Source organism: Vibrio paucivorans, assembly GCF_054053395.1.
The window spans coordinates 379,369-396,175 of sequence record NZ_CM133230.1 but is presented as its reverse complement, the minus strand read 5'-3'; the positions used below and the strand labels follow the sequence as shown (position 1 = coordinate 396,175).

The following is a 16,807-nucleotide window of genomic DNA, read 5'->3' as shown; positions in this document are numbered from 1 at the left end:
TTTATTACTTTGCTTGTGCGTCCTTACGTAACTCTTCCGGAAGTTTAAACTCACCTTTGCTACGAGAAAGTTCGCTCACCACAGGATTATCAAGTGGTCCTTTTACTTCATAGTTAACCTGAGTAAAGACTTCAACCACTGGCGATATCACGGTAGTAATCGCTAGAACATACAACGCGGTTTGCGGTGCGACCGCAAATGCCGTCAGCATTGGTATACCGGATGTGACATCAGGAATAAAGTTCACCGATGCGTCTACGGTTTTCGTATTCAGATCAGCAAGACCCTTAATGTTCATCTCACCAGCAACGGCGTCCATGGTAATGTCATTGGTCACGAATATACCGTTACGAATTTCGCCACTGCCTGTAATCGAGTTAAACGCCATACCACCATCAAATACATCAGAGAAGTCGAGCTGCATTTTCCGGATAATAGAATCTAGACTAAATAATCCTAACAAGCGCGCCGCGCCGCTGACATCAGAAACAATGCCTTTGCCGAGCTTCGATTTCACTGTACCGGATAAACTCGACACACTCATAGACCAAGGGGCGCCCTCCCATTCAAGCTGCGCATCAAGATCAAACGGGGCTTTTTGAATACCAGAGCTGATACCAAAGCGCTCCATCAAATCACTGTTGTTTTCACCACTCAATGTCACATCAAAATTGGTATGGCTACGCTCATCAGTTAATTCCCAAGCGCCTGTAATATCAATGGCGTTACTGCCGCTTCGTACCGAGAATTTCTTCCACTCGAGCTTATCGCCTTGGCGCTGCAAATCGACATTGACCTTGCCTACTTTGTACCCCTGCAGCCAGAAATCATCGATAGCTAGGGTTAAGTTTGGCATAGCATCATGGAACTCGCGGTCAAAAGACGAAATTGCTCCCGACTTCTGAGCATGAGCACTCAGTAACGATTTATCTTTTAATTCACGGTCTAGTGCAGGCAGATAGATGTGTAAGTTATCGAGCGACACAGATAGGTCATACGGTTCGATGTAATTCGCTTCGCCCGATGCCTCCTGACTTTGCAATTCAAAGTACCAGCCTAAGTTTTTCTTTCGCGCAGAGAAGTCCACGTCATGCCATTCAATATTGGCGAGCGTCAATTCTCCCACATTCATCTTCACTCGCTGCGGAAGCGGGATGGTAGGGGTATTCAGTTCATCGAGTTTGGCTTTTTGCTTAGGCTCAGATTTACTGTTCGAAATACTCAGCCAATCATCAAGGTTAAACTTATCCGTTCGCACTTGAGCATGGTGGCCAACAACAGGGCTAATTCGGAAGTTACCTTTGCCCACCACCAAGTTAGATGCGGTTAGAACCGGTGTCTCCGGGCGAATATCAATTTCCGCTTGGTATTTCGCATTCGGCAGCTGCAGGCGAGCAGTGATTGACTCTTGGTTACCCGATGCTTGTAATCGCGCCTGCCCTGTTTCATTGACTGATTTTGTCAATGGATAAGGGTAGTCACTTTTCAGCATTTTCAAATCGGCAACCGAATCGATCTGATAAGTAAAACCCACGTCATTTAGCTGAATATTGACGTCCATTTGCCATGGCGCATGTCCTGACAATAACCCTAGTCGATGCTCACCCACATAGGGTGTAAGTGGTTTTATGTCCCAATCACCCAGCACGTCAATATCGACCGCATAACCAGAACCAGCATTTTCACTAGAAAAATCAATCGAGATAGGTTGGCTTAATAGGTTCGCAGACAACCCCGCGGCATTAACGACATCATTATCAAATTCAACGCGGCCACTCACTGATTCTAAAGTCATTGGCGGCGCATCAATCTCAACATGATTATCTTGCAACTCAGCATAGCCCCAAGCTCTAGATTCTCGTTCTCCATCAAACGGGATATATAGCTGAAAGCTAGAGCTCACTTCCCCACCAACTTGAATCGCGGTAAGTGCAGCCCCCACAGAATCCACCAACGGTGAGGCTGTCATATAATCTCGGACAGCATTGCCTTGAGCGACAGCACTGGCTTCAATTTCAATATGCCCGCCGCCTTCCAACACTGGGATTCGCCCTGTAATCCGACTGGCTTTCACATCCATCAAAGTCGCATCACGTGAGTCCAAATGCATCGCATCGTTTTCAAACAGCAGATCCAGCTGTAAATCAGTGATCGGTGGCCAAGCAGTATCGAAGCTGAACTTGGCATTTTCTAACCCAACCCAAGCTTGGAACATACCGTTGTTATCGCTGTACGGGAAATCACCTAGCTCGCCGTACCAAAGCAGTTTTGCTGTGTCGACTTTACCGGCTTGAATAGCCGTAGAAAGGTAGTCAGTAAGGCTTTGCCCCATCGCTAATGTCGGCAAGTAACGCCACGTTTGGCTCGCGTTATAAAGATCCGCTTCCGCATAAAAAGATAAAAATGGGCTACGACCTTCAGGGAAATCTAAGCGAAATGCACCTAAGACTTGTAAGTCTGGTGTTGCACCAGTGACCTTATCAGCCCAAAGCGACCAGCCATCTGGATTGTTTTGCCACACAATATCGACCTGGGCTTGGCGGATGTTCAATGGTGCTTGGAACACATCACCATAAGGCAATACATCATCAATCAAAGTAACCGATGCTTTAGCTTGTTCGGTGTTACCTGTAATTTTCGCGCCTAAATGATGCACTTCTGGTAACAGCTCCCACTGCGCCATTGCACCATTTGAGATAGACGCCGAGTAACGAAGTGAATCTGCGGCTTTGCCTTGTGAGATTCTTAAATCTTCAAGTAAACCGCCCAACTGGAATTTATCGAGCAGCTCAGAGGTTTTATTTGAGTCCGGCGCAAGCTTAACCAGCGGGGTAATAGCGCCAATGTCGAGTTGAGACACATTGAGTCGCCATTCGCCCTGCTGCCATTCAAACGCGGCATCTAGCTCAGGCCATTGTGTGTCGTCGGTACGAAGGTTCAGTGAATGGGCGTTTACTACCCAACCATTTTCAACAGGAAGGAGCTTAACAACCCCTGATTCAATGATAAGTTCGTGCTGTGAGCCTTCCGTCCAAGTAAGCTCAGAAGGACGAAGTTCAACATAAGCATCTATCGGCTGGTTATGCGAAAGGGTTATCCAACTGCTAAAACTAACCTGGCCTTTTTCAATTCCCGTTTCAGTTTGTAGGTACTCACTTAACCAAGGCGTAATCAGAATATTTTCTGCTGATACATAGAAATCACCCGATACATCATTCAACGAGCCATGATCGGTAAAGTCTGCACTAACCAAGATAGAGTTTAGCGTCGTATCAGGGATGCTGACCACCCCTTCCGCTTGGTGATTACTACCATCATTTTGCCAGCGAAGTTTTTCGATATCTAACTGACGAGTATCACCATCCAACGCTTTATAGATGATATTTGAGTCTAGCAGTGAGAAATCATCAAGTTGCCTTAAGAATAAGCGATCAATCTTTGTAAGCGTATCGCTATCTTGCTCAGAACTGCTGCCTTCGCCGTTTTTAGAGTTGAGAAGATCAACTGAGCTCACATCCAGCTTCAACTGATGGATAGTTAAGTCGGCGACAACCGGTTGCATGCGAAAGAGTGATTGGATCAAATCAAACTCAATATCCAGCTTTGCCGTCGAAAAGTGGATTTCAGAGTTGTCTGGTAGCTGAGCAGTTATGCCTTGAAGTGAAATTGAAGGATGGGTGTTACGCCAAAACCCCGTCACGCTCTCGATTTTAAAATCAATGCTACTGACTTGGGTGACCCACGTTTGTATCTCACCTTGAAAGCGATTGAGTTGTGGTAGCGTCACGCGCAGCGCGGTGACAGCAATGGCGAGAATCACCAAAAATGTCACCACACACCAGAGAATAAAGCGTGAAATACGAGTAAAACTTAGGCTCACAAAACTTCCATTACATCATAACGACGTCAAATTGCTCTTGGACGTATAGCGGCTCTGCTTGGATGCGAACTTGTTTGCCAATAAAGACTTCCAGTTCAGCAAGAGCATGTGATTCATCACCTTCAAGCGTTTCTGCAACTGCTGGGGCTGCATAAACAACAAACTTGTCTGCGTCATAAGCTCTATTCACGCGAGTGATTTCACGTAAGATCTCAAAACATACGGTTTCCACCGTTTTCACACTGCCACGTCCTTCACAAGTTGGACAGCTAGAACACAGAACATGTTCAATACTTTCGCGAGTGCGCTTACGCGTCATTTCCACCAGGCCAAGCTGAGTGAAACCATTGATGTTGGTTTTAACGCGATCTTTGTCCAGTGCAGCCTCCAAAGAGGTGATTACACGTTTACGATGCTCTTCAGACATCATATCGATGAAATCAATAATGATGATACCACCTAGGTTGCGCAACCTGAGCTGTCGAGCAATAGCCTGAGTCGCTTCAACATTGGTATTGAAGATGGTTTCTTCTAAATTTCGACGACCAACAAATGCTCCAGTATTGATATCTACCGTGGTCATTGCTTCGGTTTGATCAATGATTAAGTAACCACCAGATTTGAGCTCTACTTTGCGTTCCAATGAACGCTGAATTTCATTTTCGGTGTCGTACATATCAAAGATAGGTTTATCACCTTCGTAGAGCTCCAGCTTGTCGGTTAACTCAGGAACGTACTCAGAGGTAAATTCACGTAGGTTTTCGAACTCCAAACGTGAATCGACTAAAATCTTGTTCAATTCAGTGCCCACAAAATCACGCAAGATTCGCTGAGATAGACCTAACTCACCATACAGCGTTGCACGAGTTTTGTATTTGCTGCGGCGCTCAAGCACTTTAGACCACAAACGCTTGAGGAAAGCAGCGTCTTGAGACAGCTCTTTTTCATCAGCCCCTTCTGCGGCGGTACGAATAATAAAGCCGCCGTGTTCGTCACAGTAATCTGCTACGACTTTTTTGAGGCGATCTCTTTCGGCTTCGCTGTCGATACGTTGCGATACACCAACGTGACTAGCACCAGGCATGAAAACTAAGTAGCGAGATGGAAGAGTAATATCAGTGGTTAAGCGCGCGCCTTTTGTTCCAAGTGGGTCTTTCACCACTTGCACAACAATGTCTTGCCCTTGTCTAACCAATTCAGAAATATCACGAACCTGGAATTGCTGTTTCTCGTTTTCCGCCACACATTCAGTGTGAGGGACAATATCGGAAGCATGCAGAAAAGCGGCCTTATCTAGGCCAATATCAACGAAAGCTGCTTGCATCCCCGGTAGCACTCGGCTGACTTTACCTTTATAGATATTACCAACAATGCCACGCTTGGCTTCGCGCTCAATATGAATCTCTTGAAGAACCCCGCCTTCAATCATCGCCACGCGAGTTTCACTCGGCGTAACGTTTAACAGCAACTCTGCACTCATGAGCGCACCTCAATTATAATTTATAAGAATTCTTGCAAGAGCTGGTCAGTTTCAAATAACGGCAAGCCTACTACAGCGTAGTAGCTGCCTTCGATTCTAGTGACAAATCGTCCACCTAAACCTTGAATCCCATAACTGCCAGCTTTATCGCATGGTTCCCCTGTTTGCCAATATTGTTCGATCTCTTTTTCTGACAAGGGTTTAAACCATACGTCGGTAGTCACAACTACCGAGCGAAATGTGTGTGTGTTTGCTACCGTAACAGCGGTCATTACTTGATGCTGTTTACCAGAAAGGCCTAATAGCATTCGCTTTGCATCCGCAAAGTCTTTTGGCTTTTCTAAAACTTGATCGTCTTGAACCACGATAGTGTCGGAGCCAATGACCACACTGTCATTATCTTGGGCCGCAACCCCAGCTAGAGCTTTATCTTTCGATAAACGCTTAACATACTGGAATGGCGACTCAGCCGGCTCTCGTCGTTCTTCAACGTCATTACTCGCAACGTCAAAGGTGTAGCCTAATTGCGCAAGCAATTCTTTACGACGAGGTGAGCCTGAAGCAAGTACTAATTTAGTCATAACCAATGGCCCCTACTTCACATGCCAATGACGGCGAACCCGTCGCATAAGCAGGAACATCCATGGCCAAAGTATACAGTTGATCAATCCGCTCCACAGAGAAAGTGGATTAAACGCGACATCTTGTATTAGGTATTCACCGAAGAAGATCAACACTTCTAAGGCCATCGACAGTAAACCGATCACGATGGCTTGCTGCCATAGCGCCATATTTCGCAGGACAAGGAAATTGAGCGCGACCACATACACCACTATCGACATCATCATGCCGCGAATACCTAGCGTTGAACCGAGTAACAGATCCCATAGAAGACCGAGAATCAACGCACTTCCCACGTTAACACGGTGAGGGACGGCCAATACCCAGTAACACACGACCAATAGAAGCCATGACGGGCGAAGCAGGTCTAACATTCCCGGCCATGGGATAGTCTGTAGGATAAGAGCAATTAAAAACGAGCAGCCAATAACCAGCTTGGTTCTAAGTACATTATTGGTCACTTGGCACCTCCTCTATACTTTCTTCAGAGGAAGGCTGCATTGCCCTTTCTACTCGAGACTCATTAGGCCAAACAAGCAGTAGATATCTGAGTCGTTCAAAGTCCACCACAGGATCCGCACTGATGTCTGCAAATTCACGTTGAGTATCACGATCTACTTTGGACACATGTGCCACTGGGTATCCTTCTGGGTACACACCACCAAGGCCAGATGTCACAAGTAAATCGCCTTCCTGAATATCGGTACTGATAGGAATATGCTCTAACTGAATGGTTTCAATATTACCGCTACCGGATGCAATCACTCGGATATCATTTCGTATCACCTGAACAGGGATAGCGCTATTACTATCGGTAAGAAGTAACACGCGACTATTGTGTGCAGCGACAAAAGTCACTTGGCCCACAATACCATTTTCATTGATAACCGGTTGCCCTTCATATACTCCATCAATTCGGCCTTTATCGATCACGACTTGACGGCGGTACGGTGTGGTATCCACAGCCATCACTTCCGTGACTGCTTTCTTTTCATCACGCACAAAAGATGAGCCTAGTAGCTTACGAAAGCGCTTATTTTCTTCCTGATACTGCTCGAGCAAGATCATGTCGCTCTTCAGCCTCAGCACTTCACGCTTTAGGTTACGGTTGGTTTCCAGCAAGTTTTTACGAGTATTAAAATTCTCGTAAAAGCCATCGAACATTAAACGAGGCATATCAGCTGCATACTGCAGAGGAGCGACCAAGCTATTTAAAAAATAGCGTACATTTGAAAACGCGCCTAAACGACTATCAGCCAGCATAAGGCTGGCTGATAAAATGACCGCTAGAAACAGGCGAAATTGAAGTGAAGGTCCTCTGCCAAATATCGGCTTCATTCTATAGAGATCCTAGTTTTCGGTTGTTCAGTCTAGGCTAGAATTAAGCCTAGACCTAAAAGCGTGATTATTCTTCGCTGAACAGATCACCGCCGTGCATATCGATCATTTCTAACGCTTTACCGCCACCAAGAGCAACACACGTTAGAGGATCTTCTGCCACAACCACTGGGATACCGGTTTCTTCAGTCAGAAGGCGATCAAGATCTTTCAGCAGCGCACCACCGCCAGTCAGAACCATGCCATTTTCAGAGATATCAGAAGCAAGTTCTGGTGGACATTGCTCAAGTGCAACCATCACTGCCGATACAATACCCGTTAAAGGTTCTTGCAGTGCTTCAAGGATTTCATTTGAGTTCAAGCTAAAGCTACGTGGCACACCTTCCGCTAGGTTACGACCACGAACTTCAATCTCTTGAACTTCATCACCTGGGTAAGCTGAACCGATTTCGTGTTTGATCTTTTCTGCCGTAGCTTCACCGATCAAGCTGCCGTAGTTACGACGAACATAGTTGATGATCGCTTCATCAAAGCGGTCGCCACCGATACGAACAGAAGAAGAGTAAACCACGCCGTTCAAAGAGATAACTGCGACTTCAGTAGTACCACCACCGATATCGACAACCATCGAACCCGTTGGCTCTGAAACGCGCAGGCCAGCACCAATTGCTGCCGCCATTGGCTCATCAATGAGGTAAACTTCACGAGCACCAGCACCTAGTGCTGATTCACGAATGGCACGTCGCTCAACTTGAGTAGAGCCACAAGGAACACAAACAAGAACACGTGGGCTTGGTTTCAGAACACTGTTGTCATGAACTTGCTTGATGAAGTGCTGAAGCATTTTTTCAGTCACGTAGAAGTCAGCGATAACACCGTCTTTCATTGGACGAATAGCAGAAATGTTACCAGGCGTACGACCTAACATTTGCTTAGCGGCATGGCCTACAGCCGCAACACTTTTACCGGCACGTGCACGGTCTTGGCGAATAGCAACTACTGAAGGTTCGTCGAGGACAATACCTTGTCCTTTTACGTAAATAAGTGTGTTGGCAGTACCTAAATCGATTGATAGGTCATTTGAAAACATGCCACGAAGTTTTTTAAACATATTCTTCGCTCGTCCTGCAAGAATTAGAAGATAAAAATTGCACTAAATGTACCAATGCCTTGCCATCACAGCAAGGCATTGAAGCGCAAACATGGACTAAAACCCGCAATTTCTAACAGTTTCCTTACTTAGGGCAAATAATTTACCATAATCACTGCCCGGTTAGCCCTGTTTCCCCTCGGTAGATCACTTTGTCGTTACCACGGTGAACACCAAATGTAACCACAACCGAAGGATCTTCCTCTGCATTGTCTTCGGTATCCCAATTGTACCTCAGCCAAGGCAATTCATTAGAGCTGCCTCCGGTACAATGCAAGCCATCGCTATCAAGCGTGAGCCACAATCTCACTTGCTCCCTAATCGATGTATCTTGAGTCGCATAAAGCTCGCGAGACTCGCCACTTGATACTTGCTCACTCCCTGCAAGGGATGCGTTGTCACTATTGTCTGGCCAAATCGCTTCCATACAGTAATGAAGCCCATCAAACTCCGTACTATTGTCATCTGAGTTGGCAATAAATTGGGAGCTATCCCAGTATTCCACAGCTAATGGGACGGTAATATCTGAGCCTTGTTCACCGCCCACATCACTCAGACGAATTCGGCCAAAGCGGATATCAGGTTGTGTAGTGAGTACTTCACCATCTGTAGAATAAGTAACAGGATCTATATTGCTATCGAATGCATCTAAAATAATATTAGTTTCATCATCGCCACTGTGATTAAACGGGCCATCAGGTTCAAAGTCGGTGCGTTTACTCCAGCAAATACTATCTGTGCAGTCCGACACTTTATCGTTATCAAAGGTGCCGATCGATCGTTCACTCTCAAGTGCCCAGTCACCGGCCTCTAACTCAGGGGAGACGAAACGGCTCGCATTTGTACTGTTTTCAATAATGTTAAACCTAGCTATATAAGCATCAGCAAAACCTACATAATTCTGCAACGGCTCACCATTCGGCCCCATCGCCTCGACAGTAAACTCCAAACCATCAAATGGTTGCCCCATGTATTCAAACGTTTGATTGTCGGCATAATCCCACGTGGTCCCGACTACACTAAATTGAGCTGGATAAAAGCGCCCTACGGAGCGATAGCCTAAATTGACATTCATACCTAGGTAAGTGGAAGCAGTGTCTGCCTGCACTAAAACACTCCCCACCTCATCCCAACTAAGGTCGTCAAACTCTAAATAGTTATTTCCTTGTTCATTATCAGTATTAGCCTTGGAAACAGTGCCGGTTAAATTACCATCCCTCCCACTAGAAGGTGTACCTAGGGTGTGAGTAATTTCAACCGTTGCAGCTGGAGCTGACGCTGCAAAAAAGTTCTCTGTTACCGTAACGGAACACAGACTGGTAGTATCAATGTCATCGGTTTCACTGCCATTAGACTGCCAAATAATAGGTTTAACTTTAACGCCAAACTCACTGCCCGTTGCTAAGTAACCACTTCCAGAGCTACTTGTACCATCAACACTGTCATCGCTGCATACAGCAAAAGTCCATGGCCTAGCATTAATTACTTGTGTGCCACTGTACGTTTTACACTGCTCGTCACCATCTTCGTCTATCACACACTCAGTACCAGATAAGCGGTAGAAAACTTGCCCTGCCTCCAAATACCTCACATCCATTGTTGCCTCAGCTTCTCCGTCGGCATTGGCAGTAAACTTCAGCACAAACGAATCACTAGGAATAGAGGTATAGCCAGTATCACTTTCGTCTTTTATTTCAATAGCTTGACTATTAATAACATCAGCACTAGTAGGCTGAGTGTAATTAGTCGTAGAAGCAGAGAGCGTCTTGTCTCCAAGATAACCTGTTGAAACTACAGGTACGGTTAAACCACTATCTGAAGTTCGGCATTCCATAGGTTGCACGGTCGTAGTAAATGATTTCCCAGCTATGGCAGTGGCCGATGCTGGGGTAAGTTGATATTTATTGGCAACAAACGTGTAATCACCGCTGACCAAAGTGTCGTTACTCGAGTCGCTCAATTCTCCAGAGATCTCAATATCTCCCACTCCTTGATTTGTTACATCAAACCAGAGCTCACCAGAACTATTAGGTTGATAAACTCCATTAGAGCCACTCCCTCTCACAACAGACAGGGAGGCAGAAGATGAGTAGGTAACCAGAATGCTCCCAGAATAGTCGTCTGCAGGATCACCATTTTCATCGAGAACTTGGAATTCAATACGCTGCGCTTCACAACTCAATGCGATATCAACTTCAGGTGTTAAACTTAGCTCATAGTCATTAGAAGGTGCCGGCGTTAGACAAGCTCCTTCACCAATAATATTGATATTACTGGTCAACATATTGAGATTATTGGCGGTGATAGCCCCTCGAAGCGTAATTGCATTACTAAACGTGATATTGTCGCCAAGAATTTGAGCAGCAAAGTCACCGATTGGAGTGTTAAATACGAAATCAGCTGTCGGGCCATATATAATCAGATCTTTCAAACCTTCAACGTCATTCATTTCCATGGAGTTATTTTGTTGAAATGAATTCTCGACCAATATAGTGACGCCTTGCTCAAAACTCATCGAACCACCAGCGGAAAAAGTCATATCACCAAAGGTATAAACACCTGCTTGCGTAAAGTAGGTTTCTACATCGCCACCCGCGTTGTAATTCTGAACCTCTGTCCCATATGTTCCGCCGAGATCTTCAAACCTGACCGTAAAACTAATCCCGTATGCATTAACGGTCAGATTCTTTAATGAGGACAAAATATCGATAGTGACATCATTACCACCATTATCGGTGTAAGAGCAGTAGGTACCATCACAGACGCTTTCATAGTTAGACTTTTCAATACTCAAAGTGACATTACTGTCGAAGCTTGGAGATATAGTAAATGGTGTATCAACTTTATCACCACCTGAATCACAACTTCCGACATCACAGGCTCCGTCCAAACCAGCATGGTAAGACATATTGTCAAAACCAACGGTCAACGCACCATTGCTTAAGTTATTATCGATAAATGTCTGTGACCATCCAGAAATCACACTCCCACTATTTTGCATGTTGAGTAGACTGCCATTTTTCCAGCTTTGGGCCGGTTCAGGGAAGTACTGACACAAATCGATTTCTAGTTCATTCTTATCAAACGCGAAATACCCTACTTCTTCTGGTATATGAGTTCTATCACGAAAATCTTCGTCGATAACAAAGCTAATCCTGCTAGTATCAATGTTACAACGACGCACCCACCCACCATGTCCTCCAGCACGCTCTTGCTTGTTCGCAATCACACCATCGACTAAGTCCAAACTGGTTAAAGCGTATTTATCTTCACAGCCATCAAGCATAGGATCTGAACCTGTTTGGCTCGGGGTATCGTAGCCTCTTAAAAATTGTACTTGGTAATCATCAACCTCAATCGGAGTGTTCGTCGCCAACGCTGAGACAAACGCGATTTTTTCGTCTTCATAGTCTCGGTTACTATTGTTTGACGCACTTAGCTCTATAAACAAATCGACAAACGTTCGCTCATTCGTTCGACGAACTTTTCCCGACGTCGTCCATATGTTGCCATTGTTACGGGTTTGAATTTGATGCAAAACGACAGGGTTACTAGAAAAACCGCTGTAGCCAAAGTCACTGTAATCCACCCTTTCGTTACCATTGGCGCCAAACTTACCACTTGTTTCGTCCGTTTCTACATACCCGGCAACAACAGTGTGACCATTAAAATCAGCAACCCCTGGCTCAATAATTAAGTAACTGACTTCGGTCATCTGCACAGTATTGGGGATTTGTCGAATGTTAACGACATCTTGATCAATAGTGACAGAGGTTGAACTGCTTGATAAATCAGACGTAATCACAAGTGTTGCAGGCTTGTCATCATCCGGCTCAGAGGGATCTATTGTCGGCATAACGAAGACGAGCGGTGCATATGAATAGCTATTATTGAAGTTAATCGTACAAGGCATACTGCTACATTGCTTAGTGCCAAATTCATACTGAGCATCAAGTGAATAACCTGGGTCAATTGGAGGCTGTTCAAGGTCATCATCACACTTAAGTTCTTCTACTTCATCACCATCGACCGCAATGGCTGCAGATAAGTCAGATAAGTCCGCAATTTGGCTGTCTACTTCACGAAAGGTCCCACTCTCAGATAAGTAATAAGTCAGCAAACCTGATTTATTACTTACGGTTTCATAAGTTAACCAAACATCGTAGAAATGCCCATCCTCGGTCTCATCATCAGTAATCGTCGCGCCTGCAACTGAATCGTTATTAGTCCATATTGGAACCGGATCACGCCCGTTTCGCTTCGTCGCAAAAACCGTTTCTTCTAAACTTGCAGGGTCCAACTTAAACCAAACAGAAAAGTCATCGTTGGCATGCAAAGTTTCACACTGCTCCGAAGAGTAATCCGCATAACTTAAAAAGGGGATAACCCATAGGAACAATGACAGGATACGACTGACGGTTTTCATGCTACTCCTTGACCCACACTTCTTGCGTTCTTTGAACTTGATTAATACCAGTACCACAAACAACGGCACTTTCTATTCGATAATAGCCATCCAGCTCTGAGTCTGTACTGTTATTGTCTACATCATGACACTCAACCGTTACCGTTCCACAATTAGGGTAGGTCGCGACTAGCTCCCCAGCGTTGGTATATGTTCCGCCTTGAATAGACGCGCACACCGTTGATACTGCGGCTGATGCATTTAGCGGGTACATATCAGTCAGCACTAATTCATTAACAGAATGCGCTGCAAACCATGCCTGTGTACCAAGCGCATCGCGAGTTAGGCTGTCACTATTCGACCATTCAATTCGAGCAAGATTGGCGCCTAAGAACCCCATCACTACCAATACAAATACGCTAACAATGTACAAGTTACCTACTTGCCGTTTTCTTCTAGGGAACATTCAGCACCTGCACATCTTGTTGGAAGTTACTGCTCTCACCATTGTTACTAAGCGTAAGCCCAATGTGGACAATGCCTCCTCTTTGCAAGGTCGGCTCCGAGTAATTAAACGTTGCAGACTCAACACTATCGGCAACTTGAACGCTATTACTGTTAACTTCACGGGTAATGCGGCTTGCAGAAGAATCAAAACAATAGGTAACCAGTTCACTATAAATATAGTGCCTATTAGCAATAGACTCACTATCTAGCGGCTCACTTAAGGTAATCGTGCTGCTGGCCCCCGATAACGCTATACCATGATCGGTGAGATCGCTCTGTCGACTTGGATTTATGACCATGGAGTAGCCTGAATAGTCACTAGGGGGTGTTTCATTACCGACAATAAAAGAAAGGCTTAAGTTATCGGCTGCAGAGACCGAGTAAAAGCCAGAATAATCTATTGGATAAAAAGACAAACAGTCACTGTCTGATTCAATACTATTAGGCACAGAGTGGCGGACTTCTCTCGACAGTTTCTCGAGAACAAAACGAGCTTGGGTTTGCAAGCGCTGCCTATCAACCGTATCGGCATAACCACTCGCGCCTAGCTCTACAAAACCAGCAATACCCAGCACAATTATCGAGCCTACGATAATGGTTAGAATCATTTCTATAAGAGTGAACCCTAGCGGTCTCATCAGTAGTTCCCCCTATAAGCTGTATATTCGTAATCCCCCCACTTTCCAGCCTTTACGGTTAGGTGGACTTTTTTTAAGGAAGTCACAGAACTACTTTGTTCAAAGTCATCATCAACATAAAAGACATCCACCAACACAGTGAAATTCTGATATTGACTAGACACATCTGAGCCAAGAATATTTTCTAAAGAATATACGGGAGTCACGCCTTCACAATCAGAGCTATTACTCCCTTGCCAACAGCCTAGGTAGTCATCCACGTCATTAAAGTCTTCAGGGGAAGACTCAGAGCCATCGGTACCCATCGTGGTTGTACAATCGTTGCTGCCGTCATCAGGTTCTCCGCACCTCACTGTACCACCGTCAAGGTCACTGTTATGGTCAAACCCTCGAGCAAGGATCTGGCTCATCATACTTTGGCCTAGCGCAGTGGCTCTGGTTTGGTAATGTGGCGCTGCTGATCGTTCAACTTGCGGATACAAAATCGTCACGAGCATCACCATAGCTAAGCCAATAACCACCATTGCCACAATACTTTCAATCAGAGTAAAGCCGCGATAAGTCTTCATTGGCAAGCTCCCGCGTACACATAACCTTGCTCATTAATACAAACGGATGCTTGGCTTCGACCACCGGAAATTAAAATGCTGACTCCTGCACTAGCAGCATTCTCTGGATTACCGAGCAAATCAAAGGTCACAACAGAGGTAGAAGGTGTTGAGGAAAAACTAATATTATCACCGTCAACCACATCACTTCGTCCAGCGGTCGTTCCCGAACACGCATCCACTGAACCTAAACAACTTGCTTGCAGGGCTAGTTCAAAGTGTTCCTCACTAGAGTCGACATTAGACTGCATGCGATTAACTTGCACTTGACGAATCACAGAGATAACTTGGTCTTGAATGGCATAAGCTGAAACGCTAGACACACCGATATATCTGCTTGAAGCATAGAGTGAGACAATCGCGATTAATAAAATAACCACGATCAACTCTACTAAAGTAAAACCAGCTCTATAGAAAGACGACCGCATGCATCAAAGCCCTTTTTAACCCCTTTGTATCAGTGTAAACCAACCGAAAATTTAAAGTTAGGGTACAGCTAACTGATTGAGAAATAGTTAATAAAAAAGGCCAGCAAACGCTGGCCTTAATAGTATTTTGAGGATATTAACAACCTGAATCTTCTACAGATGCAGTATAAGGTGTCGTCGCATCACTCGCTTCGGTATATGTTACGTAGCAACTAGTATCAACCACATCCGATGCATCTGCTAGATCATCATTCTTAAATGTAATGTAATAAGCAGCAGGATCCGCGCCAGAGGCAGCAGAGAACCAGTCAGAAGACAGTCCAATTACCGCTTCACCTATTCCATCAGTAGTTGCCGTAGGGTAACCAAAGATCGTCTCAATACCTTCGGTAGTATCCGTTGCTGAACTCTCTGTCTCAATACCTTCAAGCGCTGCTTTACCATAAGTAATACCAGCACCACCATCGATTGCACCTTTCAAGCCTTGCAGCGATGATTTACGTGCATCGTTTTGGAAGTTAAGGAAACGAGGTGCAGCCGTTACAGCCAAAATACCTAGAATAACAATTACCACCACTAGTTCGATTAGGGTGAAACCGCCTTGTTTTTTCATAGTCTATTTCTCTCTATGGTTAAATCATGCAGGGTTACTGCAATGTTACGGTCACACGACCCGTTTTAATTTCATACACAAACTCATGGTCAGTCGTCCCTTCTTTCTGTACGTAAGTACATGTTGAGTCTGTCCCATTCGCTTGCGCTGAGTATTTGATATTAGAATCTGATTCCGCTTCTGATACAGTGCCTACCTGAGGCGGGTTCTGTAACAGGTTCTCCATCAGATCGATACACGCGCCATCCGTCACGGCATCGGGATAATCAGAGCCAGTATTGTTCAAAGCGATTGGGTAACCATCGCGAAAGTCTGAATCTAATTCAGAGCTGGTTAACCAAAAATCCACACCGTCGTAGTCTACCGTATTGTAGGTATTAGTACTGTCTTGTGGACGAGCTTCCGCTTCCCACTGAGCTCGCGCAGACAATACCCCTGTAGCAAAGCCCCCAGCAACACCTTCAATACTGGCTTTTTTAGCTTCATCCGTGACATCTAAAAAGCGAGGGAGTGCCGCAACGGCTAACAACCCAACAACGACTATCACTACTACTAGCTCAACTAAAGAAAAGCCACTTTGTTTCATTTTCATGCTGTTCTACTCACGATTTCGTATGGCGTATTATACGTAAAATTTGGTAACTCGCTACCTGTTCTCCGTCAAATATCCTGCTAAGTAATAAATTTGACACTTACCGAGAACTTTTTATTAATCAACTGTATTCTGAGCACTTTTTGTTCTGCATATATATATTCACAAGTGTAATCTTTAACGCTATCAACATCATTGTTTTTTGTTGAATACGGTTCAAATTCTTGATTTTCAGGGTAAAGGACGCTCAACCAATATGAACAATCTACCTGACCTTTATTAACTATAGGCAACACCCAGCCATTCTGACTGATTGCCAATCGTTCACCAGCGACTTGTAATTCACTTGGGTGGCCTTGCAAAATCCACTCTTGTTTAATGTTGCTCGCCCTTTCAAGAATGCGCTTGCTCGCAACAATAAATGCGGTGTCCGTGGCTTCTTGTTCTACTTTTCTAAACTGACTCATAAAGCCAATAACTAGCAAAAGAATTAAAACCAGCCAAACTACAAATCTAGCCCGCTCACTGTTCACGCCGTGTTCCCATG

At 44.9% G+C, this 16,807-nt stretch carries 14 protein-coding genes; all 14 read right to left on the bottom strand.

Going from position 1 to position 16,807, the window contains the following annotated elements:
* Nucleotides 1-4: 4 nt before the first annotated feature.
* A complete protein-coding gene (locus tag ACXABW_RS01940) occupies nucleotides 5-3,880 on the bottom strand; it encodes a YhdP family protein (RefSeq protein ID WP_457523738.1) in 3,876 nt (1,291 codons plus the stop codon).
* 10 nt (nucleotides 3,881-3,890) lie between these two features.
* The gene (rng, locus tag ACXABW_RS01935) at nucleotides 3,891-5,360 is read right to left on the bottom strand and encodes a ribonuclease G (RefSeq protein ID WP_252029322.1); all 1,470 of its coding nucleotides are present in this window, start codon (nucleotides 5,358-5,360) and stop codon (nucleotides 3,891-3,893) included.
* 20 nt (nucleotides 5,361-5,380) lie between these two features.
* Nucleotides 5,381-5,941, bottom strand: coding sequence for a Maf family protein (locus ACXABW_RS01930; protein ID WP_252029320.1), 561 nt, complete (start codon nucleotides 5,939-5,941; stop codon nucleotides 5,381-5,383).
* 12 nt (nucleotides 5,942-5,953) lie between these two features.
* Nucleotides 5,954-6,442, bottom strand: coding sequence for a rod shape-determining protein MreD (gene mreD / locus ACXABW_RS01925; protein ID WP_252029318.1), 489 nt, complete (start codon nucleotides 6,440-6,442; stop codon nucleotides 5,954-5,956).
* On the bottom strand, nucleotides 6,432-7,319 hold the full coding sequence (gene mreC / locus ACXABW_RS01920; protein ID WP_252029316.1) for a rod shape-determining protein MreC: 888 nt from the start codon (nucleotides 7,317-7,319) through the stop codon (nucleotides 6,432-6,434). The genes mreD and mreC overlap by 11 nt, the downstream gene beginning before the upstream one ends.
* Before the next feature lie 67 nt (nucleotides 7,320-7,386).
* Nucleotides 7,387-8,430 carry a rod shape-determining protein gene (locus ACXABW_RS01915; RefSeq protein WP_047047440.1) on the bottom strand — a complete coding sequence of 348 codons (1,044 nt, stop codon included), beginning with the start codon at nucleotides 8,428-8,430 and terminating at the stop codon, nucleotides 7,387-7,389.
* Between the two features lie 151 nt (nucleotides 8,431-8,581).
* Nucleotides 8,582-12,895 carry a DUF6701 domain-containing protein gene (locus tag ACXABW_RS01910; protein WP_457523735.1) on the bottom strand — a complete coding sequence of 1,438 codons (4,314 nt, stop codon included), beginning with the start codon at nucleotides 12,893-12,895 and terminating at the stop codon, nucleotides 8,582-8,584.
* 1 nt (nucleotide 12,896) lies between these two features.
* Nucleotides 12,897-13,340 carry an MSHA biogenesis protein MshP gene (locus ACXABW_RS01905; RefSeq protein ID WP_457523733.1) on the bottom strand — a complete coding sequence of 148 codons (444 nt, stop codon included), beginning with the start codon at nucleotides 13,338-13,340 and terminating at the stop codon, nucleotides 12,897-12,899.
* Nucleotides 13,330-14,019 carry a PilW family protein gene (locus ACXABW_RS01900; protein ID WP_457523731.1) on the bottom strand — a complete coding sequence of 230 codons (690 nt, stop codon included), beginning with the start codon at nucleotides 14,017-14,019 and terminating at the stop codon, nucleotides 13,330-13,332. The genes ACXABW_RS01905 and ACXABW_RS01900 overlap by 11 nt, the downstream gene beginning before the upstream one ends.
* The gene (locus tag ACXABW_RS01895; protein ID WP_457523730.1) at nucleotides 14,019-14,588 is read right to left on the bottom strand and encodes a type IV pilus modification PilV family protein; all 570 of its coding nucleotides are present in this window, start codon (nucleotides 14,586-14,588) and stop codon (nucleotides 14,019-14,021) included. The genes ACXABW_RS01900 and ACXABW_RS01895 overlap by 1 nt, the downstream gene beginning before the upstream one ends.
* Nucleotides 14,585-15,055 (bottom strand): type II secretion system protein, encoded by a 471-nt coding sequence (locus ACXABW_RS01890; protein WP_457523728.1) that lies wholly within the window; start codon nucleotides 15,053-15,055, stop codon nucleotides 14,585-14,587. Before ACXABW_RS01890 ends, ACXABW_RS01895 begins: the two co-directional genes overlap by 4 nt.
* Nucleotides 15,056-15,191: 136 nt before the next feature.
* The gene (locus ACXABW_RS01885) at nucleotides 15,192-15,668 is read right to left on the bottom strand and encodes a type II secretion system protein (RefSeq protein WP_457523726.1); all 477 of its coding nucleotides are present in this window, start codon (nucleotides 15,666-15,668) and stop codon (nucleotides 15,192-15,194) included.
* A 34-nt stretch (nucleotides 15,669-15,702) separates the two neighbouring features.
* Complete coding sequence (locus ACXABW_RS01880) at nucleotides 15,703-16,260, bottom strand: prepilin-type N-terminal cleavage/methylation domain-containing protein (protein ID WP_252029302.1); 558 nt, start codon at nucleotides 16,258-16,260, stop codon at nucleotides 15,703-15,705.
* A gap of 80 nt (nucleotides 16,261-16,340) precedes the next feature.
* Nucleotides 16,341-16,793, bottom strand: a complete 453-nt coding sequence (locus ACXABW_RS01875; protein WP_457523724.1) for an MSHA biogenesis protein MshF — start codon at nucleotides 16,791-16,793, stop codon at nucleotides 16,341-16,343.
* Nucleotides 16,794-16,807: the final 14 nt, after the last annotated feature.

Excerpts from the sequence above, each read along its gene's own strand:
- ACXABW_RS01885 (WP_457523726.1), bottom strand. The coding sequence starts at position 15,668 with ATGAAAAAACAAGGCGGTTTCACCCTAATCGAACTAGTGGTGGTAATT.
- ACXABW_RS01930 (WP_252029320.1), bottom strand. The coding sequence starts at position 5,941 with ATGACTAAATTAGTACTTGCTTCAGGCTCACCTCGTCGTAAAGAATTG.
- ACXABW_RS01910 (WP_457523735.1), bottom strand. The coding sequence starts at position 12,895 with ATGAAAACCGTCAGTCGTATCCTGTCATTGTTCCTATGGGTTATCCCC.
- ACXABW_RS01905 (WP_457523733.1), bottom strand. The coding sequence starts at position 13,340 with ATGTTCCCTAGAAGAAAACGGCAAGTAGGTAACTTGTACATTGTTAGC.
- rng (WP_252029322.1), bottom strand. The coding sequence starts at position 5,360 with ATGAGTGCAGAGTTGCTGTTAAACGTTACGCCGAGTGAAACTCGCGTG.
- mreC (WP_252029316.1), bottom strand. The coding sequence starts at position 7,319 with ATGAAGCCGATATTTGGCAGAGGACCTTCACTTCAATTTCGCCTGTTT.
- ACXABW_RS01895 (WP_457523730.1), bottom strand. The coding sequence starts at position 14,588 with ATGAAGACTTATCGCGGCTTTACTCTGATTGAAAGTATTGTGGCAATG.
- ACXABW_RS01880 (WP_252029302.1), bottom strand. The coding sequence starts at position 16,260 with ATGAAAATGAAACAAAGTGGCTTTTCTTTAGTTGAGCTAGTAGTAGTG.
- ACXABW_RS01915 (WP_047047440.1), bottom strand. The coding sequence starts at position 8,430 with ATGTTTAAAAAACTTCGTGGCATGTTTTCAAATGACCTATCAATCGAT.
- ACXABW_RS01900 (WP_457523731.1), bottom strand. The coding sequence starts at position 14,019 with ATGAGACCGCTAGGGTTCACTCTTATAGAAATGATTCTAACCATTATC.
- ACXABW_RS01890 (WP_457523728.1), bottom strand. The coding sequence starts at position 15,055 with ATGCGGTCGTCTTTCTATAGAGCTGGTTTTACTTTAGTAGAGTTGATC.